Below are 25,022 nucleotides of genomic sequence, written 5' to 3'. Positions count from 1 at the left end.
TCATGGCGAAGACGTTATACGAAAAGTTGTTTGATGCGCACGTTGTTTACGAAGCGCCTAACGAAACCCCGCTGCTGTATATCGACCGCCATCTGGTCCACGAGGTCACATCCCCGCAGGCGTTTGACGGGCTGCGCGCGCACAATCGTCCGGTGCGTCAGCCGGGTAAAACCTTCGCGACCATGGATCACAACGTTTCGACCCAGACCAAAGACATTAACGCGTCCGGCGAAATGGCGCGAATCCAGATGCAGGAGCTGATCAAGAACTGCAGCGAGTTTGGCGTTGAGCTGTACGACCTGAACCACCCGTATCAGGGCATCGTCCACGTGATGGGGCCTGAGCAGGGGATCACCCTGCCCGGTATGACCATCGTCTGCGGCGACTCCCATACCGCCACGCACGGCGCCTTTGGCGCGCTGGCCTTCGGTATCGGTACCTCAGAGGTTGAACACGTTTTGGCGACGCAGACCCTGAAGCAGGGCCGCGCCAAAACAATGAAGATCGAAGTAAAAGGCAAAGCGGCGCCGGGGATCACCGCGAAAGACATCGTGCTGGCGATTATCGGCAAAACCGGCAGCGCGGGCGGCACGGGTCACGTGGTTGAGTTTTGCGGCGAGGCCATTCAGGCGCTGAGCATGGAAGGCCGCATGACGCTGTGCAACATGGCCATTGAAATGGGCGCGAAAGCCGGTCTGGTCGCGCCGGACGAGACAACCTTCAACTACGTGAAGGGCCGTCTGCACGCGCCGAAAGGCAAAGATTTTGACGACGCGGTCGCGTACTGGGCCACCCTGAAAACCGACGACGGCGCAGCCTTTGATACCGTCGTTACCCTGCAGGCAGAAGACATTGCGCCGCAGGTCACCTGGGGCACTAACCCCGGCCAGGTCATCTCCGTTAACGACAGCGTTCCCGATCCGGCGTCCTTCGCCGATCCGGTCGAGCGCGCCTGCGCGGAAAAAGCGCTGGCCTATATGGGGCTGAAACCCGGCGTGCCATTGACCGATGTCGCCATTGATAAAGTCTTTATCGGCTCCTGCACCAACTCCCGTATCGAAGACTTGCGTGCCGCGGCAGAGATTGCCAAAGGTCGTAAAGTGGCGCCAGGCGTTCAGGCGCTGGTCGTCCCAGGCTCCGGTCCGGTGAAGGCACAGGCGGAAGCGGAAGGTCTGGACAAGATCTTTATCGACGCCGGCTTCGAGTGGCGCTTGCCAGGCTGCTCCATGTGCCTGGCGATGAATAACGATCGCCTGAACCCGGGCGAACGCTGCGCCTCCACCAGCAACCGTAACTTTGAAGGCCGTCAGGGCCGCGGTGGGCGCACCCACCTGGTCAGCCCGGCAATGGCCGCCGCTGCGGCAGTCACCGGCCATTTTGCCGATATCCGCAGCCTGAAATAAGGAGACAATCATGGCAGAGAAATTTACCCAACATACGGGCCGGGTTGTCCCGCTGGACGCCGCAAACGTCGATACCGACGCCATCATTCCTAAGCAGTTTTTGCAAAAGGTGACGCGCACGGGCTTTGGCGCACACCTGTTTAACGACTGGCGTTTCCTGGACGATAAGGGTGAAGTGCCTAATCCGGAGTTCGTGCTGAACTTCCCGGAATACAAAGGCGCGTCGATTCTGCTGGCCCGCGAAAACTTTGGCTGCGGCTCATCTCGAGAACACGCGCCGTGGGCCTTGACCGACTACGGTTTTAAAGTGGTTATCGCGCCGAGCTTTGCGGATATCTTTTATGGCAACAGCTTCAACAACCAGCTGCTGCCGGTCACGCTGGGCGATGCCGAGGTCGACGAGCTGTTTGCGCTGGTTCAGGCGAACCCGGGCATGTCGTTCGAAGTGGATCTGGAAGCGGGCGAGGTAAAAGCCGGCGATAAACGCTACGGCTTCAGCATTGACGCGTTCCGCCGCCACTGCATGCTGAACGGGCTGGATAGCATTGGCCTGACGCTCCAGCACGAAGAGGCTATCTCGGCCTACGAGAAAAAGCAGCCCGCGTTTATGGGCTAAAGGCAATGGCCCGCACGGAGCGGGCCATTGATAAGGGTGCGTTGAGGCTCAACCACGCTGGAGTGGCGGGGAACACTCCCCGCCCATACCGTTAACGTTTTGCTTCGTACGCCAACACTGCCGCCATCTCTGTTTTTTCCTGTCTGAAGTGCAGCTCGCAGAGCGAGTCGCGCACCATCCAGGTGAAGATCAACAACGTCGTACAGATCAAAAACAAACCTAACAGCAGAGTACGTTTTGGCATTCCAGCCTCCTTATTGCTTTTCGGCAACGAAGAGACTAACCTCGCAATGTGGGTTGTGAAGTTGGTCTCCCCATCAGTTTTATTGATGCGGGACTCTCCACTGTTTGCCTCTTGCGAAAGCCTGAGGCAAACAGCCTCAAGCACCCGCCACGCACTCTATTCTCCTTCTCGGCACCTGTCATAAAGTCGTTTCATTTCGTGAAGCGGCCTTCCAGAATCAGACATCCCTAACGCGACACGTCAGAATCAGGGTCACCAGCGAAATCGCCGCTATCATCCAGTACACCACGCCGTGCCCATAGCTTTGCGACAGCGCGCCCTGAATCACCCCAGCCAGAATCACGCCGGTCGAAATACTGTTGGTAAAAAGCGTCGTTGCCGACCCTGCCCGCCCCGGCATAAGGTCCTGGAACCAGAGCATGCCAATCCCGGCGACAATTCCGATGAACACCGCGTTGAACAGCTGCAGCGCCAGCAGCGCTTCGCGTGAATGGAAGAATATCAGCCCAAGATAGAACAGCACGCCCGCCGCCACCGCAACCACCATCATTTTGCGTTTACCAAAGCGCTTAACGTAATAACCCGCCAGAATCATCGCCGGGATTTCCAGCCCCGCCGCGGTGCCCATCAGGATCCCCGCGAGCTTGTCCGGCAGCCCCAGATCGCTGCTGATCCACAGCGGCATATCAATGATGTACATGGTGTTGCAGGTCCACATCAGCGTCGAGGCGATAAACAGCATCCGCACGTTTTTGTCCTGCCAGCCGCTCACGTCCGTCATCGGTTTATCCGTCGTCTGTTCCACGCGGGCCACCGACGGCAGCGCAAAGGCAATCAGCACCAGGCTAATGACAAAAATCCCGGCGGCGATGGTAAACATGGTGGTAAAGCCATAGTTCAGCGCCAGCATAAACGCCAGCGGCGGGCCAATCACCCACGCCAGCGATAGCTGCGCGCGCATTACCGAGCTGAACATCACCACTTCCCGCGCCGAGCTATCGGCGTATTCACGCGCCAGCGCGAACAGCTGCGGCATGGCGGTATTCGCCAGCGACGCCAGCAGCACGCCGCAGGTAATGAGCGTCAGGTAATGACGGTTGAACGCAAACAGCAGCGCGTTGCCCACCGCCATCGCGCAGCAAAAGAGGATCAGCCGTCGGCGATCCCCCTGGCTGTCAGAGCGCTTCGCCAGCCACAGGCTCACGAGGATCCCCGCGATGGCGTTAACGGTATAAAACAGCCCTATCCAGAACGGCTGCGCACCAACCTCGCGGCTGAGAAACAGGCTCAGCGTCGGCGCCTGAAGCGCGCCCGCTACGCCCATCATAAAGGCCACCACCATAAAAGCGGCATACACGCCGTTCAGGCGTCGCCCCATCGTCATCAACCACAGCATGCGCAAGTCCTTGTGAAAGGGAATCGAAATTGGGTGAAAGGATAAACGAAAAAAGCCAGCAAAAACATTTTGCTGGCGGGTGATTCGCACCAATACTCAGTCACACATGATCGAGGCGAGTTAGCGAGAAGAGGTCGGTTGCGTAACGTCCCACTGCATCAGATCTTCCAACATTTTCAGCCGTTGCTCTGCACACCGGCGGGCCAGCCAGGACGCTCCCTTCGTCGCTGAAAAGTACTGCTGATAAAACTGACGTGCGGTAGACCTCTTCATAATTTACCTCCTCACTTCATCGAGAAGAATTATTGACCTAATATAGGGATAAATAAATTGCTGGTTTTTTGTCAGGAGTTCCTCTTTTATGCCCTCTGGTCGTCTGCAACAACAGTTTATCCGCCTCTGGCAGTGCTGCGAGGGGCAAACGAAGGAGACCACGCTTAGCGAGCTGGCCGACCTGCTGAGCTGCTCGCGACGCCATATGCGCACGCTGCTGAACACCATGCAGCAGCAGGGCTGGCTAAGCTGGGAAGCCGAGGCGGGACGCGGGAAACGATCGCGGCTGACCTTCCTCTATACCGGGCTGGCGCTACAGCAGCAGCGCGCGGAAGATCTGCTGGAACAGGACCGCATCGACCAGCTGGTGCAGCTGGTGGGCGACAAGGCCGCCGTCCGCCAGATGCTGGTCTCGCACCTTGGGCGCAGCTTTCGCCAGGGGCGGCACATCCTGCGCGTGCTCTACTATCGCCCGATGAAAAACCTGCTCCCCGGCACGGCGCTGCGCCGTTCGGAAACCCACATCGCCCGCCAGATCTTCAACGGCCTGACGCGGATAAATGAGGAAAACGGGGAACTGGAAGCCGATATCGCGCACCACTGGCAGCAACTTTCCCCTCTCCACTGGCGCTTTTTTTTACGTCCCGGTATTCATTTCCACCACGGCCGCGAGCTGGAAATGGACGACGTCATTGACTCTCTTCAGCGGGCTCGCGCGCTTCCTCTGTATGCCCACGTGTCGCGCGTCCACTCCCCCACGGCCTGGACCATTGATATTGAACTGACCGAGCCGGACCGGTGGCTGCCGTGGCTCATGGGCTACGTTCCGTCGATGATCCTGCCGCGCGAATGGGCATCCCTGCCCCATTTTGCCAGCCAGCCGGTAGGAACGGGTCCCTACGCGGTGACGCGCAACACCAGCAACCAGCTGAAAATCCGCGCCTTTGACGACTACTTCGGCTTTCGCGCGCTGATCGACGAAGTCAACGTGTGGGTCCTGCCTGAGATCAGCGAAGAGCTGAGCTGTGGCCTAACGCTGGAAGGGCCAACCGACGGGGAAAAAGCCGTGGAGAGCCGTCTTGAAGAGGGCTGCTATTACCTGCTGTTTGACGCCCGCAGCCGCCGAGGCGCCAGCCGAGAGGTGCGCAGGTGGGTGAGCCACATCCTCTCTCCGTCCAACCTGATCTACCTGGCCGAAGAGCAATACCAGACCTACTGGTTCCCGGCCTACGGCCTGCTGCCGCGCTGGCACCACGCCCGGCCCGTGCACGGAGAAAAGCCTGCCGGGCTTGAGTCGATTACCCTGACCTACTACCGCGACCACGTGGAGCACCGCTTTATTGCCCGAATTATGAGCAAGCTGCTGGCCGCCGAGGGCGTTCACCTTGATATTCAGGAGGTGGATTATGACGAATGGCACCGCGGAGACATCGTCAGCGACATCTGGCTCAACAGCGCCAACTTCACCCTGCCGCTTGATTTCTCGCTCTTTTCACACCTGTACGAAGTGCCGCTGATCCAGCACTGCATTGACCGTGACTGGCAGCAGGACGCTGCCCAGTGGCGTGCGGGCGAAATGAGCCTGGCCGCCTGGTGCCAGCAATTGCTGGCGCAGCAGGCGATTGTGCCGCTTATCCATCACTGGCTGATGATTCAGGGCCAGCGCAGCATGCGCGGCCTGCGGATGAACACCCTGGGCTGGTTTGATTTTAAATCCGCCTGGTTTGCCCCGCCGGAGCCATAACGCTTTCGTAATATTCACCAAATCATTACAATAGCGCCGTTCTCAACGGGGTGCTGCATCACTGATGTGCGCTGAGATAATACCCGTCGAACCTGATCCGGATAACGCCGGCGAAGGGATTTGAGGCTGTCTCTCAAAATCCTTTGCCACTCAACCCTGAGGTGCAAAGTGTTAAAAAAATGTCTTCCCCTGCTGGCGCTGTTTGCGCTGCCCGCGTTCGCGAAGCCCGTTCTGACGGTCTACACCTATGACTCTTTCTCCGCCGACTGGGGCCCCGGCCCGGTGGTCAAAAAAGCTTTTGAAGCCGACTGCGGCTGCGAGCTGAAGTTCGTGGCGCTGGAGGACGGCGTATCGCTGCTTAACCGCCTGCGCATGGAGGGCAAAAACAGCAAGGCCGACGTGGTGCTCGGGCTGGATAACAACCTGCTGGACGCGGCCACGCAAACGAAGCTGTTTGCCAAAAGCGGCGTCGCGACCGATGCCGTGAACGTGCCGGGCGGCTGGAAGAATGACACCTTTGTGCCGTTCGATTACGGCTACTTTGCTTTCGTGTATGACAAAAACAGGCTGAAAAACCCGCCGAAAAGCCTGAAAGAGCTGGTTGAAAGCGATCGGAAATGGCGCGTGATCTACGAGGACCCTCGCACCAGCACGCCGGGCCTGGGGCTGCTGCTGTGGATGCAGAAAGTCTACGGCGACAAAGCGCCTGACGCCTGGCAGAAGCTGGCCGCCAAAACCGTCACCGTCACTAAGGGATGGAGCGAAGCCTACGGCCTGTTCCTGAAAGGCGAAAGCGACCTGGTGCTGAGCTACACCACCTCTCCGGCCTACCACATCATCGCCGAGAAGAAAGACAACTACGCGGCCGCTGATTTCGCCGAAGGCCACTATCTGCAGGTAGAAGTCGCCGCGCGAACCGCCGCCAGCAAGCAGCCGGAACTGGCCGAAAAGTTCCTGAAATTTATGGTTTCCCCGGCGTTCCAGACAGCAATCCCGACGGGCAACTGGATGTATCCGGTCACCGACGTCACGCTTCCCGCCGGATTTAATCGGCTGACTAAGCCAAAAACCTCGCTGGAGTTTACGCCGCAGCAGGTCGCCGCGCAGCGCGCAGCATGGGTAAGTGAATGGCAACGCGCCGTCAGCCGTTGATCCCCGGCTGGCTACTCCCCGGGCTGCTTGCCGCCGTGCTGATGGTGGCGGTGAGCCTCGGGGCATTTCTTGCGCTGTGGTTCAACACGCCGGAGAGCAACCTTCTCGCGTTCTGGCACGACGGCTATCTGTGGCACGTTATCCGGTTCTCGTTCTGGCAGGCGTTTCTCTCTGCCCTGCTGTCGACGATCCCGGCCATTTTTCTGGCCAGAGCGCTTTATCGCCGGCGTTTTCCCGGCAGGCAGGCCCTGCTGCGCCTGTGCGCCATGACGCTGATCCTGCCCGTTCTGGTGGCCGTGTTTGGCATTCTGAGCGTTTACGGGCGTCAGGGCTGGCTCGCCTCGCTCTTCCATTTTCTCGGCCTGGAGTGGACGTTCTCACCCTACGGGCTGAAGGGCATTTTGCTGGCGCACATCTTCTTCAACATGCCGATGGCAACGCGGCTCTTCCTGCAGGCGCTGGAAAGCATCCCCGGCGAGCAGCGCCAGCTTGCCGCCCAGCTCGGCATGCGCGGCGTCTCGTTCTTCCGCTTTGTCGAATGGCCGTGGCTAAGGCGGCACATTCCGCCGACCGCGGCGCTTATTTTTATGCTGTGCTTCGCCAGCTTCGCCACCGTACTCTCCCTCGGCGGCGGGCCGCAGGCCACCACCATTGAGCTGGCGATCTACCAGGCGCTAAGCTATGACTACGATCCCGGCCGCGCCGCGCTGCTGGCGATGGTGCAGATGGTTTGCTGCCTGGCGCTGGTGCTGCTCGCCCAGCGCCTGAGCAAAGCCTTTAACCCCGGCAGCAATCAGGTATCAGGCTGGCGCGACCCGCAGGATAGCCTGCACAGCCGCATCGCGGACGTAGTCCTTATCGCGCTCGCCCTGCTGCTGTTGCTGCCGCCGCTGATGGCTGTCGTTGTCGACGGCGTCAATCTGAACCTGGCGTCCGTGCTCCGCCAGCCCGTGCTCTGGCAGGCAACGTGGACCTCGGTCCGCATCGCGCTCGCCGCGGGAGTACTCTGTGTTCTTCTGACCATGATGCTGCTCTGGAGCAGCCGCGAGCTTTACGCGCGTCAGGCCCGCCGGGCTGGACAAGCGCTGGAGCTGACGGGGATGCTGATCCTGGCCATGCCGGGCATCGTCCTGGCGACGGGCTTCTTTTTGCTGTTCAACAGTACCGTTGGCCTGCCGGAAAGCGCCGACGGGATCGTCATTTTTACCAACGCCCTGATGGCGATCCCATACGCCATTAAAGTGCTGGAAAACCCAATGCGCGACGTGAACAGCCGCTACGGTCTGCTCTGCCAGTCGCTGGGGATGCAGGGCTGGCAGCGGCTGAAGGTGGTTGAACTGCGCGCGCTGAAGCGTCCGCTGGCGCAGGCGCTGGCCTTTGCCTGCGTGCTGTCGATGGGCGATTTTGGCGTGGTGGCGCTGTTCGGCAGTGACGATTTCCGCACGCTGCCATTCTGGCTGTATCAGCAAATTGGCTCCTACCGCAGCCAGGACGGGGCCGTCACGGCGCTGCTGCTCCTGCTGCTGTGCTTTGCGTTATTTACCGTTATTGAAAAACTTCCGGGGCGTGATGTTAAAACTGATTGATGTGACCTGGCTCTACCAGCATCTGCCGATGCGCTTCACGCTGTCGGTGAAACAGGGTGAAACGATCGCGATCCTCGGCCCCAGCGGCGCGGGCAAGAGCACCTTGCTCAGCCTGATTGCCGGTTTCCTGCAGCCGGCGAGCGGGTCGATTCTGATAGAAAATCAGGATCATACCCGTACGCCTCCCGCGCGGCGTCCGGTTTCAATGCTGTTTCAGGAAAATAACCTGTTTACCCACCTGACGGTGCGGCAGAACATCGCCCTGGGGATGCACCCGGGCATGAAGCTCAGCGCCGCCCAGCGGCAAAAGCTCGAGACCATCGCCGCACAGATGGGGATTGGGGATTTTATTGACCGTCTGCCCGGCGAGCTCTCCGGCGGCCAGCGCCAGCGCGTGGCGCTGGCACGCTGCCTGGTGCGCGAGCAGCCGGTGCTGCTGCTGGACGAACCGTTTTCCGCGCTCGATCCGGCGCTGCGCCAGGAGATGCTGGCGCTGGTGCAGGACGTCTGCCAGCGCCAGCAGCTCACCATGCTGATGGTGTCGCACAGCATAGAAGATGCCGCGCGGATTGCGCCGCGATCGGTAGTCGTCGCCGAGGGGCGGATTCTGTGGGATGGGAAGACGGAAGAACTGCTGAGCGGTAGAGCGGGGGCATCTTCACTGCTGGGCATTCGTGCGGTTTGATGCCCTCACCCTAGCCCTCTCCCACAGGGAGAGGGTACAAACATTAAAAACGGCAACTCTGGTTGCCGTTTTGCTTTTACCTTGTGCCGTCTGATGCCCTCACCCTGACCCTCTCCCACGGGGAGAGGGAAAAGTCCTTAACGGCTGACCACTTTCAATAAAATCTCACCATATACCGGCATCAGCGGGTGGCGAATCAGCGCGACCAGCGCGACCACGGCCACACCCAGCGTCAGCGGGGCCAGCCACAACAGGCGAGAGCGCGGAAGATAGCGCGTCAGGCGATCGACGTTCGCTTTCGCGCTGCGCCACAGCCGCCAGCACAGCCAGCCCGCCAGCCACAGCAGCACCGCCGTTCCCAGCAGCAGCCACTTAAACTCGCCGCTCTGCATACCGTCAGGAATATCAATCGCGGCTCCCGCCAGGATCCCCGGCAGGAAATAAAACGGCGGCCAGAACACGCAACCGATAATGTTCGGCACCACGAACTTCGCGACGGGCAGGTCCAGCATCCCCGCCACCATCGGCACCAGCGGACGCGTTGGCCCAACGAAACGGCCCACCAGAATGGTGAACATGCTGTGCTGATGCAGCGCGTGCTCGGTTTTATCCAGCAGCGCCTTGTTCTTTTTCATAAACGACCAGCGGTGCAGCGGCTTCTTAAAGCGCCAGCCCAGCCAGAACGAGATCCAGTCGCCCAGCAGGCAGCCGACGATCCCGGCCATCCACGCCTGCCAGAAGTTGACCTCACCGCTGCCGATAAGCGCCCCGAGCCCCGCCATCATCACGGTGCCGGGGAGGACAAGCCCTACGAGCGCCAGTGATTCCAGAAACGCCACCAGCGCCACGGCGATGAGCGAATACATAACGGACTGGGTGATAAAATGTTCCAGCAATGGCTGCATAACGATTCCGATCGGTAAACGAATCAGCGATTCTGCTCAGCGCCCTGCGTCGCGTCAAGGCAACAATTGTCTGAATAGTTTACAGGTTGCCGGGCAGGTTCACCTGTTTGTTTATTTTTCTTTACCGTTTATTCACAACCTGCGCGGAAATCACTCGGGCTGGCGCCGGTGCATTTTTTAAAGACGCGGGAGAAATAGAGCTGATCCTCAAACCCTACGTTGCGCCCCACGCTCGCAATAGGCATACGGGTGGTGCTGAGCAACAGCTTCGCCTGGCTGATGCGCTGATCCTCCCGCCAGCTCAGCACGCTCACGCCAAGCTGCTGGCGGAATAGATGCGACAGGCGCGACGGCGACAGACAGACGTGCTGGGCAACGCTGGCGATATCAAACTGGCTATCGGCCAGGTGATCGCTGATGTACTGGCAGGCATCGCGCACGCGGTTATCCAGCGGCGGGTTCAGCGACTCGTTGATCGCCTCCATGCGCCGCAGCAGCAGCTGCTCAAGCAGGTTGATCGCCAGCAGCTCGGCGTAGCGCCCTCCCGCCTGCCCCGCCTCGATAATCTGCGCAAACAGCTCGCGAAACTGCGCCTGGTGCGCGTCGTCGGGCCGGTAAAAGCCGGTATGGGCAAAAATCGCGGGCCAGGAGAGCCACTCCTGCCAGTAGGCGCGCGGGCGGAAATAGACCCACTGGTGATACCACTCCTTCGCCTCCGGATGACGGCCATAGTGGTGGATCTCCCCCGGCGGGAACAACAGGATGTCGCCGGGGCGGCAGACAAACTGCTGGTCGCCGTTTTGAATCACCCCTTCGCCGCGCACCGTGAGATTTAAAATATAGCCCTTCATCCCCAGCGGTCGGTCGACGTAAAAATCCAGATAGCCCTCCGCCTCGATGGGCGTCAGCCCCGCGACAAGATGCGCGTTAAACGAGTAGCCAGGCAACAGGGGATCGTTTTGCGTTTCAGCCATAAATTCAGTTCTCCCGGCGGTCCCGAAGGAAACCAATTGTCCATATCGATAAAAGCAGGTTAAAAACGGCGTGGGTAAAGGTCCAAAATGGCTCGCTGCACTTTTCCCTTCACCGTGCTACCGCCTTCTCCGCGAATTTATCCTTCATCAATGGCGATTCGGCAGCAACAAAAGTGTCTATAACTACGGCAGAAATGTCCACATTGATTATTTGCACAGCGTCACACTTTCCGTTGCTACAGCAATTTAGTCCATAAGATTAGCGAATACTGCCTGACGATTTTTGCCCCCAGTCTCTAATGTTCCTCCATACCTGTTTTTTATGGAGTAACACCATGGCAATTGCGATTGGCCTCGATTTCGGCAGCGACTCGGTTCGCGCCCTGGCGGTGGAATGTTCAACCGGCCAGGAGATAGCAACCAGCGTTGAGTGGTACCCGCGCTGGCAAGAGGGGCGCTACTGCGACGGGCCAAACAACCGGTTCCGCCACCATCCGCGCGACTACATCGAGTCGATGGAAGCGGCCATCAAAACCGTACTGGCTGAACTGACCGACGCGCAGCGCGCGGAGATTGTCGGCATCGGCGTCGACAGCACCGGCTCTACCCCCGCTCCGATAGATGCCGAAGGCCGCGTGCTGGCGCTGCGCCCGGAGTTTGCCGACAACCCGAACGCCATGTTCGTGCTGTGGAAGGACCACACCGCCGTTGATGAGGCCGAAGCCATCACCCGCCTGTGCCATCAGCCAGGCAAAACGGACTACTCGCGCTATATCGGCGGCATTTACTCCAGCGAATGGTTCTGGGCCAAAATCCTGCACGTGACCCGCGCGGACGCGGCGGTAGCGCAGGCTGCGGCATCGTGGGTGGAGCTTTGCGACTGGGTCCCCGCGCTGCTTTCCGGCACCACGCGCCCGCAGGATATCCGCCGCGGCCGCTGCAGCGCCGGGCATAAATCCCTGTGGCATGAAGGCTGGGGCGGCCTGCCGCCGGCCGCCTTCTTCGATGAGCTCGACCCGATCCTCAACAACAGCCTGACCTACCCGCTGTTTACCGACACCTTCACCGCCGACGTGCCGGTGGGCACGCTCTGCGAGGAGTGGGCGACGCGCCTCGGCCTGCCGCAAAACGTAGCGATTTCCGGCGGCGCGTTCGACTGCCATATGGGCGCCGTCGGCGCGGGCGCGCAGCCCAACACGCTGGTGAAAGTTATCGGCACCTCGACCTGCGACATCCTGATAGCCGACAAGGCCAGCGTGGGCGACCGCGCGGTAAAAGGCATCTGCGGCCAGGTTGACGGCAGCGTGGTGCCGGACTTCATCGGTCTGGAAGCCGGCCAGTCCGCGTTTGGCGATATCTATGCCTGGTTTGGTCGCGTGCTGGGCTGGCCGCTGGATCGGCTGGCGGCGGCGCATCCTGAACTGAAAGCCCAGATCGACGAGAGCAAAAAGCAGCTCCTGCCGCAGCTCACGGAAGCCTGGGCGAAAAATCCGTCTCTCGACCATCTCCCGGTAGTGCTGGACTGGTTTAACGGCCGACGCACGCCGTTTGCTAACCAGCGCCTGAAGGGGGTGATCGCGGATCTCAACCTGGCGACCGACGCGCCTGCGCTGTTCGGCGGCCTGGTTGCCGCAACGGCCTTCGGCGCGCGCGCCATCATGGAGTGCTTCACCGACCAGGGCATCGACGTCAACAACGTGATGGCGCTGGGCGGCATCGCCCGTAAAAACCCGGTGATCATGCAGGCCTGCTGCGACGTGCTCAACCGTCCGCTGCAGATTGTCGCTTCCGATCAATGCTGCGCGCTGGGCGCGGCGATTTTCGCCGCCGTCGCCGCGGGCGTTCATGCAGATATCCCCACCGCGCAACAGCATATGGCCAGCGCCGTCGAAAACACGCTCCAGCCGCGTGCAGAGCAGGCCCAACGATTCGAACAACTCTATCAGCGCTACCAGCAGTGGGCGAAAAGCGCGGAACTCCACTATCTCCCTGTCGCCGCCCCGTCAAAACACACCGCGGACACGACGGCAACCCTGACCCATTAAGGACACGATGATGACCATTTTTAATAATTATGAAGTGTGGTTTGTGATTGGCAGCCAGCACCTGTACGGGCCGGAAGCGCTGCAGCAGGTGACGAAACACGCCGAGCACGTCGTTAATGCCCTCAACGCGGAAGCAAAACTGCCGTGCAGGCTGGTGCTGAAACCCCTGGGTACAACGCCGGACGAAATTACCAACATCTGCCGCGAGGCCAACTACGACGACAAATGCGCCGGGATGGTCGTGTGGCTGCACACCTTCTCCCCGGCCAAAATGTGGATCAACGGCCTGGCAATCCTCAACAAACCGCTGCTGCAGTTCCATACTCAGTTCAACGCCTCCCTGCCGTGGGACAGCATCGACATGGACTTCATGAACCTGAACCAGACCGCGCACGGCGGCCGCGAGTTCGGCTTTATCGGCGCGCGCATGCGCCAGCAGCACGCGGTGGTCACCGGCCACTGGCAGGATGGCAAGGCGCAGCAGCGTATTGGCTCGTGGATGCGTCAGGCGGTGTCTAAACAAGATACCCGCCACCTGAAGGTCGTGCGTTTCGGCGATAACATGCGTGAAGTGGCGGTCACCGACGGCGATAAAGTCGCGGCGCAGATCAAGTTCGGCTTCTCCGTCAACACCTGGGCGGTGGGCGATCTGGTGCAGGTGGTCAATGAAATCAGCGACGGCGACGTGAGCGCGCTGGTAGACGAATATGAAAGCAGCTACCGCCTGACGCCTGCGGCACAAATCCACGGCGACAAGCGCCAGAACGTGCTGGACGCGGCGCGCATCGAGCTGGGCATGAAGCGCTTCCTGGAACAGGGCGGCTTCCACGCCTTTACGACAACGTTTGAAGACCTCCACGGCCTGAAGCAGCTCCCGGGCCTGGCGGTACAACGTCTTATGCAGCAGGGCTACGGCTTTGCGGGCGAAGGCGACTGGAAAACCGCCGCCCTGCTTCGCATCATGAAGGTGATGTCAACCGGTCTGCAGGGCGGCACCTCCTTTATGGAGGACTACACCTATCACTTCGAAAACGGCAACGACCTGGTGCTCGGCTCGCACATGCTGGAAGTGTGCCCGTCTATTGCGGTGGAAGAGAAACCGATTCTTGACGTGCAGTACCTCGGCATTGGCGGCAAGGCCGATCCCGCCCGTCTGATCTTCAACACCCGCACCGGCCCGGCCATCAACGCCAGCCTGATCGATCTGGGGGATCGCTTCCGCCTGCTGGTCAACTGCGTGGATGCGGTTGAAACGCCGCACTCTCTGCCAAAACTGCCGGTCGCCAACGCCCTGTGGAAAGCGCAGCCGGATCTGGCTACCGCGTCCGAAGCCTGGATCGTCGCCGGTGGCGCGCACCATACGGTGTTCAGCCACGCGCTGGATCTGAACGACATGCGTCAGTTCGCCGAGCTGCACGATATCGAACTGACCGTGATTGATAACGACACCCGCCTGCCAGCGTTCAAAGACGCGCTGCGCTGGAACGAAGTCTATTACGGTTCGAAACGCTAAGGCCTGAATGCCCGGTGGCACCGCGTTCACCGGGCAGGGAGACAACAATGTTAGACGATCTCAAACGACAGGTGCTCGAGGCAAACCTGGCGCTGCCGAAACATAACCTGGTGACGCTAACCTGGGGCAACGTCAGCGCCGTTGACCGCGAAAAAGGCGTGTTCGTGATCAAGCCTTCGGGCGTGGATTACACGGTGATGACGGCAGACGATATGGTGGTGGTCAGCATCGAAACGGGTGAAGTGGTGGAAGGCAACAAAAAACCCTCCTCCGATACGCCTACCCACCGTCTGCTGTATCGGTCGTTCCCGACCATCGGCGGCATCGTGCATACCCATTCGCGTCACGCCACCATCTGGGCGCAGGCGGGTCAGTCCATTCCGGCCACGGGTACCACGCACGCGGACTACTTTTACGGCACCATCCCCTGCACGCGCCTGATGACCGACGCTGAAATCAACGGTGAATACGAGTGGGAAACCGGCAACGTGATTGTCGAAACCTTCGAGAAACAGGGGATCGACGCGGCGCAGATGCCGGGCGTGCTGGTGCACTCCCACGGACCGTTTGCCTGGGGCAAAAATGCGGAAGACGCGGTGCATAACGCTATCGTGCTGGAGGAAGTGGCCTATATGGGAATCTTCTGCCGCCAGCTGGCGCCGCAGCTCCCGGATATGCAGCAAACCCTGCTGGATAAGCACTACCTGCGTAAGCACGGCGCGAAGGCGTATTACGGGCAGTAATCCTTACCCCTCACCCTAACCCTCTCCCCACGGGGGAGAGGGGACTGGCCAGTGCGGTAATCAACGTTAGAGCAGGTCTGGATTTTCTCCCTCTCCCCCGTGGGGAGAGGGCGGGGTGAGGGGCCGTCGTTAACATATAACTGTATAAAACCCCAGCCAAAACCCTTTAACCAGGCTATAATCAGGCCTGGTTTGTTTTCTGGGATAACGGCGTGGCGCAAGAAGGCTTTTTACTGACCCGACACTGGCGGGACACGCCTCAGGGGACGGAAGTTGAGTTCTGGCTGGCCACGGACAGCGGCCCGCTGAACGTCACGCTGCCGCCGCAGGAATCCGTGGCGTTTATTCCTGAAGCGCACGTTGAAAAAGTGAAACAGCTGCTTCGCGGGGAAAACGGCTGGCGCATTACCCCGCTCGGGCTGAAGGATTTCCACCGCCAGCCGGTCTACGGCCTGTACTGCCGCGCCCATCGCCAGCTGATGCGCTATGAAAAGCTGCTGCGCGAGGCGGGCATCACGCTTTACGAGGCGGATATTCGTCCGCCGGAACGTTTTCTGATGGAGCGTTTTATCACCGCGCCCGTCTGGGTCGATGGCGCCTTACGGAACGGCAGGCTCGTCGACGCGCGCCTGAAGCCGAACCCGCACTATCGCCCGCCGCTGAAGTGGGTCTCCCTGGATATCGAAACCACCCGCCACGGTGAACTGTACTGCATTGGCCTGGAAGGCTGCGGGCAGCGCGTTGTCTACATGCTCGGTCCGCCGAACGGCGACGCGTCACAGCTCGACTTCCAGCTGGAGTACGTCAGCAGCCGTCCGCAGCTTCTGGAGAAGCTTAACCAGTGGTTTGCCGAGCACGACCCGGACGTGCTGATCGGCTGGAACGTGGTGCAGTTTGACCTGCGCGTGCTGCAAAAACACGCCGAGCGCTACCGCATTCCGCTGATGCTGGGGCGCGGAAATAGCGAGCTGGAGTGGCGCGAGCACGGTTTTAAGAACGGCGTGTTCTTCGCCCAGGCCAACGGCCGCCTGATTATCGACGGCATTGAGGCGCTGAAGTCCGCCTTCTGGAACTTCTCCTCTTTCGCTCTGGAAGCCGTGGCCCGGGAGCTGCTTGGCGAAGGCAAATCTATCGATAACCCGTGGGACAGGATGGACGAAATCGACCGCCGCTTTCACGAAGACAAACCGGCGCTGGCCACCTATAACCTGAAGGACTGCGAGCTGGTTACGCAGATATTCCATAAAACCGAGATCATGCCGTTTCTGCTGGAGCGCGCGACGGTGAACGGCCTGGCGGTCGACAGGCACGGGGGATCGGTTGCCGCCTTCGGCCATCTCTATATTCCCCGCATGCATCGCGCGGGCTACGTTGCGCCCAACCTCGGCGACGTGCCGCCACAGGCCAGCCCCGGCGGGTACGTCATGGACTCCCGGCCCGGGCTATATGATTCAGTTCTGGTACTGGACTATAAAAGCCTGTATCCGTCGATTATCCGCACCTTCCTGATAGACCCGGTAGGGCTGATCGAAGGGATGGCGCAGCCGGACGACGAGCACAGCACCGAAGGCTTCCTGGGCGCGCGCTTCTCGCGGGAAAAACACTGCCTGCCGGAAATAGTGGGCAACATCTGGCACGGCCGCGACGAGGCGAAACGCCACGGCAACAAGCCGCTCTCGCAGGCGCTCAAGATCATCATGAACGCGTTTTACGGCGTGCTCGGCACCAGCGCCTGCCGCTTCTTCGACCCTCGCCTGGCGTCGTCTATTACCATGCGCGGGCATGAGATCATGCGCCAGACCAAAGCGCTGATTGAATCTCAGGGTTATGACGTTATCTACGGCGATACCGACTCAACGTTCGTGTGGCTGAAAAGCGCGCATTCGGAAGAGGACGCCGCCCGCATCGGCAAGGCGCTGGTGGCCTACGTCAACGACTGGTGGCGTGAAAGTTTGCAAAAAGAGCGCTTAACCAGCGCGCTCGAGCTGGAGTTCGAAACCCATTTTGCCCGCTTTTTGATGCCGACCATTCGCGGCACCGACCAGGGCAGCAAGAAGCGCTATGCCGGGCTGATCCAGGAAGGCGATACGCAGAGGATGGTCTTCAAAGGGCTGGAGACGGTGCGCACGGACTGGACCCCGCTGGCGCAGCAGTTTCAGCAGACGCTCTATTTACGGATTTTCCGCAACGAGCCCTATCAGGACTACGTGCGCGAAACCATCGCCAGCCTGATGGCAGGCGAGCTGGATGACCAGCTGGTGTATCGTAAACGCCTGCGCCGTCCGCTGGCTGAGTACCAGCGTAACGTTCCGCCCCACGTGCGCGCCGCGCGGCTGGCGGATGAAGAGAACGTTAAGCGGGGCCGCGCGCCGCAGTATCAAAACCGGGGAACCATTAAATACGTCTGGACAACCGGCGGCCCGGAACCCGTTGATTACCAACGCTCGCCGCTCAATTACGATCACTACCTGACGCGTCAGCTTCAGCCGGTTGCGGAGGGAATTTTGCCCTTTATTGACGACGACTTTGCTACACTTGTGACAGGGCAACTTGGCCTATTTTGACGCGTGACGAAAGCGCTGCCATCCAGTACCATAGCGCCCTTTCCATTCCCGGACCCATTTTTCGATGGCCGTCACTCTTCGACGGCGGTTGAACTATTGCCTGCAATTAAAGAGTAGAGCCGAACAACTATGCCTTTTACACTTGGTCAACGCTGGATCAGCGATACAGAAAGCGAACTTGGATTGGGAACCGTGGTGGCAGTCGATGCGCGCATGGTTACCCTCCTTTTCCCCGCCACCGGTGAAAACCGCCTGTACGCTCGCAATGACTCCCCTGTGACCCGCGTGATGTTCAATCCGGGTGACACCGTGACCAGCCACGACGGCTGGCAGCTCAAGATTGAAGACGTAAAAGAAGAGAATGGACTGCTCGCCTATATCGGGACTCGCCTCGATACCGACGAGGCCAACGTCGTCCTGCGCGAAGTGCTGCTCGACAGCAAGCTGGTATTCAGCAAGCCGCAGGACCGCCTGTTCGCCGGGCAAATTGACCGCATGGACCGCTTTTCCCTGCGCTACCGCGCGCGTAAGTTCCAGAGCGAACAGTACCGCATGCCGTGGAGCGGCCTGCGCGGACAGCGCACCAGCCTGATCCCCCACCAGCTCAACATCGCCCATGACGTGGGCCGCCGCCACGCGCCGCGCGTGCTGCTGGCAGATGAAGTGGGCCTGGGGAAAACCATTGAAGCGGGGATGATCCTGCACCAGCAGCTGCTCTCCGGCGCGGCCGAGCGCGTGCTGATTGTGGTTCCTGAAACATTGCAGCACCAGTGGCTGGTGGAAATGCTGCGCCGCTTCAACCTGCGCTTCTCGCTGTTTGACGACGAGCGCTACGCGGAAGCCCAGCACGACGCGGATAACCCGTTTGACACCGAACAGCTGGTCATCTGCTCCCTGGACTTCGTGCGCCGCAGCAAGCAGCGCCTGGAGCACCTGTGTGACGCCGAGTGGGACCTGCTGGTCGTTGACGAAGCTCACCACCTGGTCTGGAGCGAAGATGCCCCAAGCCGCGAATACATGGCGATTGAACAGCTTGCCGAGCGCGTGCCTGGCGTCCTGCTGCTGACCGCAACGCCGGAACAGCTGGGCCTTGAAAGCCACTTCGCCCGCCTGCGCCTGCTGGACCCGAACCGTTTCCACGACTTTGCGCAGTTCGTGGAAGAACAAAATAATTACCGTCCGGTTGCCGACGCCGTCGCGCTGCTGCTGGCGGGCAACCGCCTGTCAAACGACGAGCTGAATACCCTGAGCGACCTGATCGGCGAGCAGGACATTGAGCCGCTGCTGCAGGCGGCCAACAGCGAGAGCGACAACGCGGAATCCGCGCGCAAAGAGCTGGTCGATATGCTGATGGACCGCCACGGCACCAGCCGCGTGCTGTTCCGTAACACCCGTAACGGCGTGAAGGGTTTCCCGAAACGCGAATTACACACCATCAAGCTGCCGCTGCCGACCCAGTACCAGACGGCCATTAAAGTTTCCGGCATTATGGGCGCGCGCAAAAGCGCGGAAGATCGCGCCCGTGACATGCTCTACCCGGAACAGATTTACCAGGAGTTTGAAGGCGATACCGGCACATGGTGGAACTTCGACCCTCGCGTAGAGTGGCTGATGGGCTACCTGACCGCACACCGCTCGCAAAAGGTGCTGGTGATCTGCGCGAAAGCCGCCACCGCGCTGCAGCTGGAGCAGGTTCTGCGCGAGCGTGAAGGCATTCGCGCCGCCGTCTTCCACGAAGGCATGTCCATCGTTGAGCGCGACCGCGCCGCGGCGTGGTTCAGCGAAGAGGACAGCGGCGCGCAGGTTCTGCTGTGCTCGGAGATCGGTTCCGAAGGCCGTAACTTCCAGTTCGCCAGCCACCTGGTGATGTTCGATCTGCCGTTTAACCCGGATCTGCTGGAGCAGCGCATCGGCCGTCTGGACCGCATCGGCCAGGCGCATGATATTCAGATCCACGTGCCTTACCTGGAAAAAACCGCCCAGTCCGTGCTGGTGCGCTGGTTCCACGAAGGGCTGGACGCGTTTGAGCACACCTGTCCGACGGGCCGCACCATTTACGACCAGGTCCACGGCGACCTGATTGGCTACCTGGCCGCGCCGGAAGAGACCGAAGGCTTTGACGATCTGATCAAAGCCTGCCGTGAAAAACACGACGCGCTGAAGGCCCAACTGGAACAGGGGCGCGATCGCCTGCTGGAGATCCACTCCAACGGCGGCGAGAAAGCACAGGCGCTGGCTGAAAGCATCGAAGAGCAGGATGACGATACCAGCCTGATTAGCTTCTCCATGAACCTGTTCGACATCGTGGGGATCAACCAGGACGATCGCGGCGAGAACCTGATCGTCCTGACGCCGTCCGATCACATGCTGGTGCCGGATTTCCCGGGCCTGCCGGAGGACGGCTGTACCATCACCTTTGAACGCGACGTCGCGCTGTCCCGCGAAGACGCGCAGTTCATCACCTGGGAACACCCGCTGATCCGCAATGGTCTGGACCTGATCCTCTCCGGCGACACCGGCAGCAGCACGATTTCCCTGCTGAAAAACAAAACGCTGCCGGTCGGCACGCTGCTGCTGGAGCTGATCTACGTGGTGGAAGCCCAGGCGCCGAAGCAGCTGCAGCTTAACCGCTTCCTGCCGGCGACTCCCGTACGCCTGCTGCTCGATAAGAACGGCACCAACCTGGCGGGCCAGGTGGAGTTCGAAAGCTTTAACCGCCAGCTGAGCGCCGTGAACCGCCATACGGGCAGCAAGCTGGTCAACGCGGTCCAGCAGGACGTGCATGCCATTCTGCAGCAGGGCGAAGTCCAGGCTGAGAAAGCAGCCCGTGCGCTGATCGATGCCGCGCGAGCCGAGGCCGACGAGAAGCTCTCTGCCGAGCTGTCGCGCCTGGAAGCGCTAAAAGCGGTGAATCCGAACATCCGCGACGATGAGCTGGCGGCGATTGAAAGCAACCGCCAGCAGGTGCTGGAAAGCCTGAATCAGGCGGGCTGGCGTCTGGACGCGCTGCGTCTGATCGTTGTTACGCATCAGTAAGCGGAGCGAAAAATGGTAATGGAGCCCTACAATCCGCCGACGGACCCGTGGCTGGTCATTCTGTATCAGGATGAGCATATTATGGTAGTCAACAAGCCGAGCGGCCTGCTGTCCGTGCCGGGACGTCTGGAGGAACATAAAGACAGCGTGATGACGCGCATTCAGCGTGACTATCCGCAGGCCGAATCCGTCCATCGTCTGGATATGGCCACCAGCGGCGTGATTGTAGTGGCTTTGAACAAGGCGGCGGAGCGCGAGCTGAAGCGTCAGTTCCGCGAGCGCGAGCCGAAAAAACAGTACGTGGCGCGCGTGTGGGGGCACCCACATCCCGCGGAAGGGCTGGTGGACTTACCGCTGATCTGCGACTGGCCGAACCGGCCTAAGCAAAAGGTCTGCTATGAAACCGGCAAGGCGGCGCAAACCGAGTACGAGGTGCTGGAGTACGCGCCGGATAACACCGCGCGCGTATTGCTTAAGCCCATTACCGGGCGCTCGCACCAGCTGCGCGTGCATATGCTGGCGCTGGGCCACCCGATTCTGGGCGATCGTTTCTACGCGCCGCCTGAAGCGCTGGCCATGGCGAGCCGCCTGCAGCTTCACGCGCAGACGCTGACCGTTACGCATCCGGCCTTTGGCAATGCCATGACGTTCAAGGCACCTGTCGACTTCTAAAAAAATGGCCCGACGCTGTCGGGCCATTGTCTATTTAAATCCTTTCTGCTCTTTGATCAGCTCATACGCTTTCTGAATTTCCTGCGCCTTCTGCTTCGCCATCTCTATCATTTCTGGCGGCAGGCCTTTCGCCACCAGCTTGTCCGGGTGGTGCTCGCTCATCAGCTTGCGGTAGGCGCGCTTGATGGTGGTAGCGTCATCCGTTGGCTTAACGCCCAGCACGTTACAGGCATCTTCCAGCGTTGGGCCACGCTGCGCCTGCTGCCAGCCGCCGCCGGACGACTGGTGGTGCTGATAGCCGCCGCCAAACTGCGCCCCGCCCTGCATCATGCGCAGGAACTGATCGAACTGCATCCGGGAAATGCCGAGCTCTTCTGCAATCACGTACAGAACGTCGCGCTCGTTAGGGTGCAGCGAGCCGTCGGCGAACGCGGCCTGGATTTGAATCTCCAGAAACATCCGAATTAAATCAAAACGGCCAAAGCAGATGCTGCGGAACTGGCGCATTTTTTCACGCAGCGGATAGTTATCCGCTTTACCAATTCGAAACGCATTTTGCGCCGCCAGGCGCGATTCACCGTGAAGGTTCATGCGATCCATAAAAACGCTGGCGACCTGAATGTCGGCCTCGGTTACGCGGCCTTTCGATTTGGTTAAATGCCCCATCACCTCAAAGGTGGTGGAGAAAAAGAGCGACTGGCGCTCGCGCTGGTTGGCAAACCAGGCCATTTTGCGGCTGCGGGCCTTATCAAACATATGGCCGATAATTAGCCCAAGCACGACGCCCCAAAAGCCAGCGCCCATCACAATGGCGAACGCAACGCCGATGATTTTACCCCAATACTGCATATACTCCCCAAATAGTCATGGTCCTGGTTCGACGTAACTCCATCATTACAGTGGTCGAGCCACGGTCAATTGAGGGACATCGCCTATAATTTGCATTATCATACTCGTCATTCGATCGCGAGCCTAACACTCTGGCACGCAAACGGGCAGGATTAACGCTGGTACTGCGCTGATGAGTAAGATAGTCTCTGAGCGTTTGTAAGCCGTAGCCACTGATGACGGAACACTAAAATACAACGTATGAAAAAACGTATCCCCACCCTCCTGGCCACAATGATTGGCACCGCCCTGTATAGCCATCAGGGGCTGGCAGCCGATCTTGCCTCGCAGTGTATGCTTGGCGTCCCAAGTTACGATCGTCCTCTCGTTCAGGGCGACGCAAACGACTTGCCGGTAACCATCAACGCCGACAGTGCGAAGGGTAATTATCCTGACAATGCCACCTTTACGGGCAATGTGGATATTAACCAGGGCAACAGCCGTCTGCAGGCCGACGAAGTGCAACTCCACCAGAAGCAACCGGAAGGGGCCGCTGCGCCCGTGCGCACGGTCGATGCGCTGGGTAATGTGCACTACGACGACAATCAGGTCATCCTGAAAGGTCCGAAAGCCTGGTCAAACCTGAACACCAAAGACACCAACGTCTGGGAAGGTGATTATCAGATGGTGGGGCGCCAGGGGCGAGGTAAAGCCGACCTGATGAAACAGCGCGGTGAGAACCGCTATACGATTCTGGAAAACGGCTCGTTCACGTCCTGCCTGCCGGGGTCGAATACCTGGAGCGTCGTCGGCAGCGAAGTGATCCACGACCGTGAAGAGCAGGTTGCTGAGATCTGGAACGCACGCTTCAAACTCGGCCCGGTGCCCGTTTTCTACAGCCCTTATTTGCAGCTCCCCGTTGGCGATAAGCGTCGTTCCGGCTTCCTGATCCCGAATGCCAAATACAGCACCACGAACTACTTCGAGTTCTACCTGCCGTATTACTGGAACATCGCGCCCAACATGGACGCCACCATTACGCCGCACTATATCCACAAGCGCGGCAACGTCATGTGGGAAAATGAATTCCGTTATCTGACCCAGGCAGGCACTGGCCTGATGGAATTTGACTATCTGCCGTCCGATGACGTGTTCCAGGACGAGCATCCTAAAGACGGTGATAAGCACCGCTGGATGTACTTCTGGCAACATGCTGGCGTTCTGGACCAGGTGTGGCGCTTCAACGTGAACTACACCAAGGTCAGCGATCCTTACTACTTCAACGACTTTGACTCCAAATACGGTTCCAGTACCGACGGCTACGCCACGCAGATTTTCAGCGCGGGCTATGCGGTACAAAACTTTAACGCCACGGTATCAACCAAGCAGTTCCAGGTCTTCAACACCCAGACGTCAAGCACCTACGGCGCGGAGCCGCAGCTGGACGTTAACTGGTATCAGAATGACGTCGGTCCATTCGACACCCGCGTTTACGGCCAGGCGGTGCATTTCGTCAACACCAACTCCGATATGCCGGAAGCGACGCGTGTGCACCTCGAGCCGACCATCAGCCTGCCGATTTCCAACAACTGGGCGAGCCTGAATACCGAAGCCAAGATGATGGCGACGCACTACCAGCAGAAGAACCTGGACTGGTATAACAATCGCTATGGTACCGATCTTGAAGAGTCGGTTAACCGCGTGCTGCCGCAGTTCAAGATGGACGGCAAGCTGATTTTCGAACGCGATATGGGCCTGCTGGCGGATGGATACACCCAGACGCTTGAGCCGCGCATGCAGTATCTGTATGTGCCTTACCGCGATCAGAGCAAAATTCAGAACTACGATTCCTCTTTCCTGCAGTCGGATTACAGCGGCCTGTTCCGCGACCGCACCTACGGCGGTCTTGACCGTATTGCTTCAGCGAACCAGCTGACGACCGGGGTCACTACCCGCGTATTTGATGATGCTGCCGTTGAACGTTTTAACGTTTCCGTTGGTCAAATCTACTACTTCACCGAATCTCGTACCGGTGATGACGACATCAACTGGGAGAAAGATAACAAAACGGGGTCTCTGGTATGGGCAGGCGATACCTACTGGCGCATGACCGATCGCTGGGGTCTGCGCGGTGGTCTGCAATACGATACGCGTCTGGACAACGTGGCGACGAGCAGTGCCGCTATTGAATACCGTCGTGACGAAGACCGTATGCTGCAGCTGACCTACCGTTACGCAAGCCCGGAATACATCCAGGCGACGCTGCCAAACTACGCCAATGCCGATCAGTACAAAGAAGGCATTTCGCAGGTCGGCGGCGCGGCAAGCTGGCCAATCGCTGACCGTTGGTCGATCGTAGGAGCGTACTATTTCGATACGAACGCCAACAAGCCGGCTGACCAGATGGTGGGTCTGCAATATAACTCCTGCTGCTATGCGCTGCGCGTAGGCTACGAGCGCAAGCTGAACGGCTGGGATACACAAAACAATCAGAGCAAATACGACAACGTGATTGGCTTTAATGTTGAGCTGCGCGGCCTGAGTTCCAACTACGGCCTGGGCACGCAGCAGATGCTGCGCTCGAACATTCTGCCGTATCGCACTTCAATGTAATGTGCTTGATTTACAACGTAATCCGCTTTG

19 protein-coding genes and 1 riboswitch are annotated in these 25,022 nt (G+C 59.7%); of the genes, 13 read left to right on the top strand and 6 right to left on the bottom strand.

What is annotated here, in order from left to right; genetic code table 11:
* Positions 1-2 precede the first annotated feature (2 nt).
* Positions 3-1,403 (top strand): 3-isopropylmalate dehydratase large subunit, encoded by a 1,401-nt coding sequence (leuC, locus tag DBY73_RS10610; protein WP_112011107.1) that lies wholly within the window; start codon positions 3-5, stop codon positions 1,401-1,403.
* 10 nt (positions 1,404-1,413) lie between these two features.
* On the top strand, positions 1,414-2,019 hold the full coding sequence (leuD, locus tag DBY73_RS10605; RefSeq protein ID WP_112011106.1) for a 3-isopropylmalate dehydratase small subunit: 606 nt from the start codon (positions 1,414-1,416) through the stop codon (positions 2,017-2,019).
* A gap of 91 nt (positions 2,020-2,110) precedes the next feature.
* On the opposite strand, the gene DBY73_RS10600 is transcribed toward leuD, so the two are convergent.
* The 3 genes from DBY73_RS10600 to sgrT all read right to left on the bottom strand — a co-directional run bounded on the left by DBY73_RS10600 (position 2,111) and on the right by sgrT (position 3,932).
* Complete coding sequence (locus DBY73_RS10600; RefSeq protein WP_045907789.1) at positions 2,111-2,263, bottom strand: Hok/Gef family protein; 153 nt, start codon at positions 2,261-2,263, stop codon at positions 2,111-2,113.
* 217 nt (positions 2,264-2,480) lie between these two features.
* Positions 2,481-3,659: a sugar efflux transporter gene (locus DBY73_RS10595; RefSeq protein ID WP_112011105.1), complete on the bottom strand. Its 1,179-nt coding sequence runs from the start codon at positions 3,657-3,659 to the stop codon at positions 2,481-2,483.
* A gap of 120 nt (positions 3,660-3,779) precedes the next feature.
* On the bottom strand, positions 3,780-3,932 hold the full coding sequence (sgrT, locus tag DBY73_RS10590; protein WP_112011104.1) for a glucose uptake inhibitor SgrT: 153 nt from the start codon (positions 3,930-3,932) through the stop codon (positions 3,780-3,782).
* An 88-nt stretch (positions 3,933-4,020) separates the two neighbouring features.
* On the opposite strand from sgrT, the gene sgrR reads away from it, so the two are divergent.
* From sgrR to thiQ, 4 genes are all read left to right on the top strand, one after another.
* Positions 4,021-5,676 (top strand): HTH-type transcriptional regulator SgrR, encoded by a 1,656-nt coding sequence (sgrR, locus tag DBY73_RS10585; RefSeq protein WP_112011103.1) that lies wholly within the window; start codon positions 4,021-4,023, stop codon positions 5,674-5,676.
* A 36-nt stretch (positions 5,677-5,712) separates the two neighbouring features.
* A riboswitch (TPP riboswitch) is annotated at positions 5,713-5,813 on the top strand.
* Positions 5,814-5,844: 31 nt separating this feature from the next.
* Complete coding sequence (gene thiB, locus DBY73_RS10580) at positions 5,845-6,828, top strand: thiamine ABC transporter substrate binding subunit (RefSeq protein ID WP_112011102.1); 984 nt, start codon at positions 5,845-5,847, stop codon at positions 6,826-6,828.
* A complete protein-coding gene (gene thiP, locus DBY73_RS10575) occupies positions 6,804-8,414 on the top strand; it encodes a thiamine/thiamine pyrophosphate ABC transporter permease ThiP (RefSeq protein WP_112011101.1) in 1,611 nt (536 codons plus the stop codon). Before thiB ends, thiP begins: the two co-directional genes overlap by 25 nt.
* Positions 8,398-9,099, top strand: a complete 702-nt coding sequence (gene thiQ / locus DBY73_RS10570) for a thiamine ABC transporter ATP-binding protein ThiQ (protein ID WP_112011100.1) — start codon at positions 8,398-8,400, stop codon at positions 9,097-9,099. Before thiP ends, thiQ begins: the two co-directional genes overlap by 17 nt.
* 137 nt (positions 9,100-9,236) lie before the next feature.
* On the opposite strand, the gene DBY73_RS10565 is transcribed toward thiQ, so the two are convergent.
* A complete protein-coding gene (locus tag DBY73_RS10565; RefSeq protein ID WP_112011099.1) occupies positions 9,237-10,004 on the bottom strand; it encodes a DedA family protein in 768 nt (255 codons plus the stop codon).
* A gap of 128 nt (positions 10,005-10,132) precedes the next feature.
* Entirely contained in the window at positions 10,133-10,978 is an 846-nt protein-coding gene (gene araC / locus DBY73_RS10560; protein WP_112011098.1) for an arabinose operon transcriptional regulator AraC, read from the bottom strand.
* A 335-nt stretch (positions 10,979-11,313) separates the two neighbouring features.
* On the opposite strand from araC, the gene araB reads away from it, so the two are divergent.
* The 6 genes from araB (at position 11,314) to rluA (ending at position 21,551) form a co-directional block, all read left to right on the top strand.
* Positions 11,314-13,023, top strand: coding sequence for a ribulokinase (gene araB / locus DBY73_RS10550; protein WP_112011096.1), 1,710 nt, complete (start codon positions 11,314-11,316; stop codon positions 13,021-13,023).
* Positions 13,024-13,033: 10 nt separating this feature from the next.
* Positions 13,034-14,536, top strand: coding sequence for an L-arabinose isomerase (gene araA, locus DBY73_RS10545; RefSeq protein ID WP_112011095.1), 1,503 nt, complete (start codon positions 13,034-13,036; stop codon positions 14,534-14,536).
* 47 nt (positions 14,537-14,583) lie between these two features.
* Positions 14,584-15,279, top strand: a complete 696-nt coding sequence (gene araD / locus DBY73_RS10540; RefSeq protein WP_025758012.1) for an L-ribulose-5-phosphate 4-epimerase — start codon at positions 14,584-14,586, stop codon at positions 15,277-15,279.
* 212 nt (positions 15,280-15,491) lie between these two features.
* Positions 15,492-17,843 (top strand): DNA polymerase II, encoded by a 2,352-nt coding sequence (gene polB / locus DBY73_RS10535; RefSeq protein ID WP_112011094.1) that lies wholly within the window; start codon positions 15,492-15,494, stop codon positions 17,841-17,843.
* Positions 17,844-17,972: 129 nt separating this feature from the next.
* A complete protein-coding gene (gene rapA, locus DBY73_RS10530; protein WP_112011093.1) occupies positions 17,973-20,879 on the top strand; it encodes an RNA polymerase-associated protein RapA in 2,907 nt (968 codons plus the stop codon).
* 12 nt (positions 20,880-20,891) lie between these two features.
* Complete coding sequence (gene rluA / locus DBY73_RS10525) at positions 20,892-21,551, top strand: bifunctional tRNA pseudouridine(32) synthase/23S rRNA pseudouridine(746) synthase RluA (RefSeq protein ID WP_112011092.1); 660 nt, start codon at positions 20,892-20,894, stop codon at positions 21,549-21,551.
* A gap of 30 nt (positions 21,552-21,581) precedes the next feature.
* Here rluA and djlA read toward each other — a convergent pair whose 3' ends face one another.
* Positions 21,582-22,400 carry a co-chaperone DjlA gene (gene djlA, locus DBY73_RS10520; protein WP_112011091.1) on the bottom strand — a complete coding sequence of 273 codons (819 nt, stop codon included), beginning with the start codon at positions 22,398-22,400 and terminating at the stop codon, positions 21,582-21,584.
* A 240-nt stretch (positions 22,401-22,640) separates the two neighbouring features.
* Here djlA and lptD point away from each other — a divergent pair, with 240 nt between their 5' ends.
* Positions 22,641-24,992 carry an LPS assembly protein LptD gene (lptD, locus tag DBY73_RS10515; RefSeq protein WP_112011090.1) on the top strand — a complete coding sequence of 784 codons (2,352 nt, stop codon included), beginning with the start codon at positions 22,641-22,643 and terminating at the stop codon, positions 24,990-24,992.
* Positions 24,993-25,022 lie beyond the last annotated feature (30 nt).

The sequence above is a fragment of the Enterobacter sp. RIT418 genome (assembly GCF_003057745.1).
GTDB lineage: Bacteria > Pseudomonadota > Gammaproteobacteria > Enterobacterales > Enterobacteriaceae > Enterobacter.
Note: the sequence above shows the minus strand (reverse complement) of the source record. Positions and strands in the feature narration are given on the sequence as shown.

Bases quoted from the DNA above. Each gene is read 5' to 3' on its own strand.
- leuC (WP_112011107.1), top strand. From the start codon at position 3: ATGGCGAAGACGTTATACGAAAAGTTGTTTGATGCGCACGTTGTTTAC.
- leuD (WP_112011106.1), top strand. From the start codon at position 1,414: ATGGCAGAGAAATTTACCCAACATACGGGCCGGGTTGTCCCGCTGGAC.
- DBY73_RS10600 (WP_045907789.1), bottom strand. From the start codon at position 2,263: ATGCCAAAACGTACTCTGCTGTTAGGTTTGTTTTTGATCTGTACGACG.
- DBY73_RS10595 (WP_112011105.1), bottom strand. From the start codon at position 3,659: ATGCTGTGGTTGATGACGATGGGGCGACGCCTGAACGGCGTGTATGCC.
- sgrT (WP_112011104.1), bottom strand. From the start codon at position 3,932: ATGAAGAGGTCTACCGCACGTCAGTTTTATCAGCAGTACTTTTCAGCG.
- sgrR (WP_112011103.1), top strand. From the start codon at position 4,021: ATGCCCTCTGGTCGTCTGCAACAACAGTTTATCCGCCTCTGGCAGTGC.
- thiP (WP_112011101.1), top strand. From the start codon at position 6,804: ATGGCAACGCGCCGTCAGCCGTTGATCCCCGGCTGGCTACTCCCCGGG.
- thiQ (WP_112011100.1), top strand. From the start codon at position 8,398: ATGTTAAAACTGATTGATGTGACCTGGCTCTACCAGCATCTGCCGATG.
- DBY73_RS10565 (WP_112011099.1), bottom strand. From the start codon at position 10,004: ATGCAGCCATTGCTGGAACATTTTATCACCCAGTCCGTTATGTATTCG.
- araC (WP_112011098.1), bottom strand. From the start codon at position 10,978: ATGGCTGAAACGCAAAACGATCCCCTGTTGCCTGGCTACTCGTTTAAC.
- araB (WP_112011096.1), top strand. From the start codon at position 11,314: ATGGCAATTGCGATTGGCCTCGATTTCGGCAGCGACTCGGTTCGCGCC.
- araA (WP_112011095.1), top strand. From the start codon at position 13,034: ATGACCATTTTTAATAATTATGAAGTGTGGTTTGTGATTGGCAGCCAG.
- araD (WP_025758012.1), top strand. From the start codon at position 14,584: ATGTTAGACGATCTCAAACGACAGGTGCTCGAGGCAAACCTGGCGCTG.
- rapA (WP_112011093.1), top strand. From the start codon at position 17,973: ATGCCTTTTACACTTGGTCAACGCTGGATCAGCGATACAGAAAGCGAA.
- rluA (WP_112011092.1), top strand. From the start codon at position 20,892: ATGGTAATGGAGCCCTACAATCCGCCGACGGACCCGTGGCTGGTCATT.
- djlA (WP_112011091.1), bottom strand. From the start codon at position 22,400: ATGCAGTATTGGGGTAAAATCATCGGCGTTGCGTTCGCCATTGTGATG.
- lptD (WP_112011090.1), top strand. From the start codon at position 22,641: ATGAAAAAACGTATCCCCACCCTCCTGGCCACAATGATTGGCACCGCC.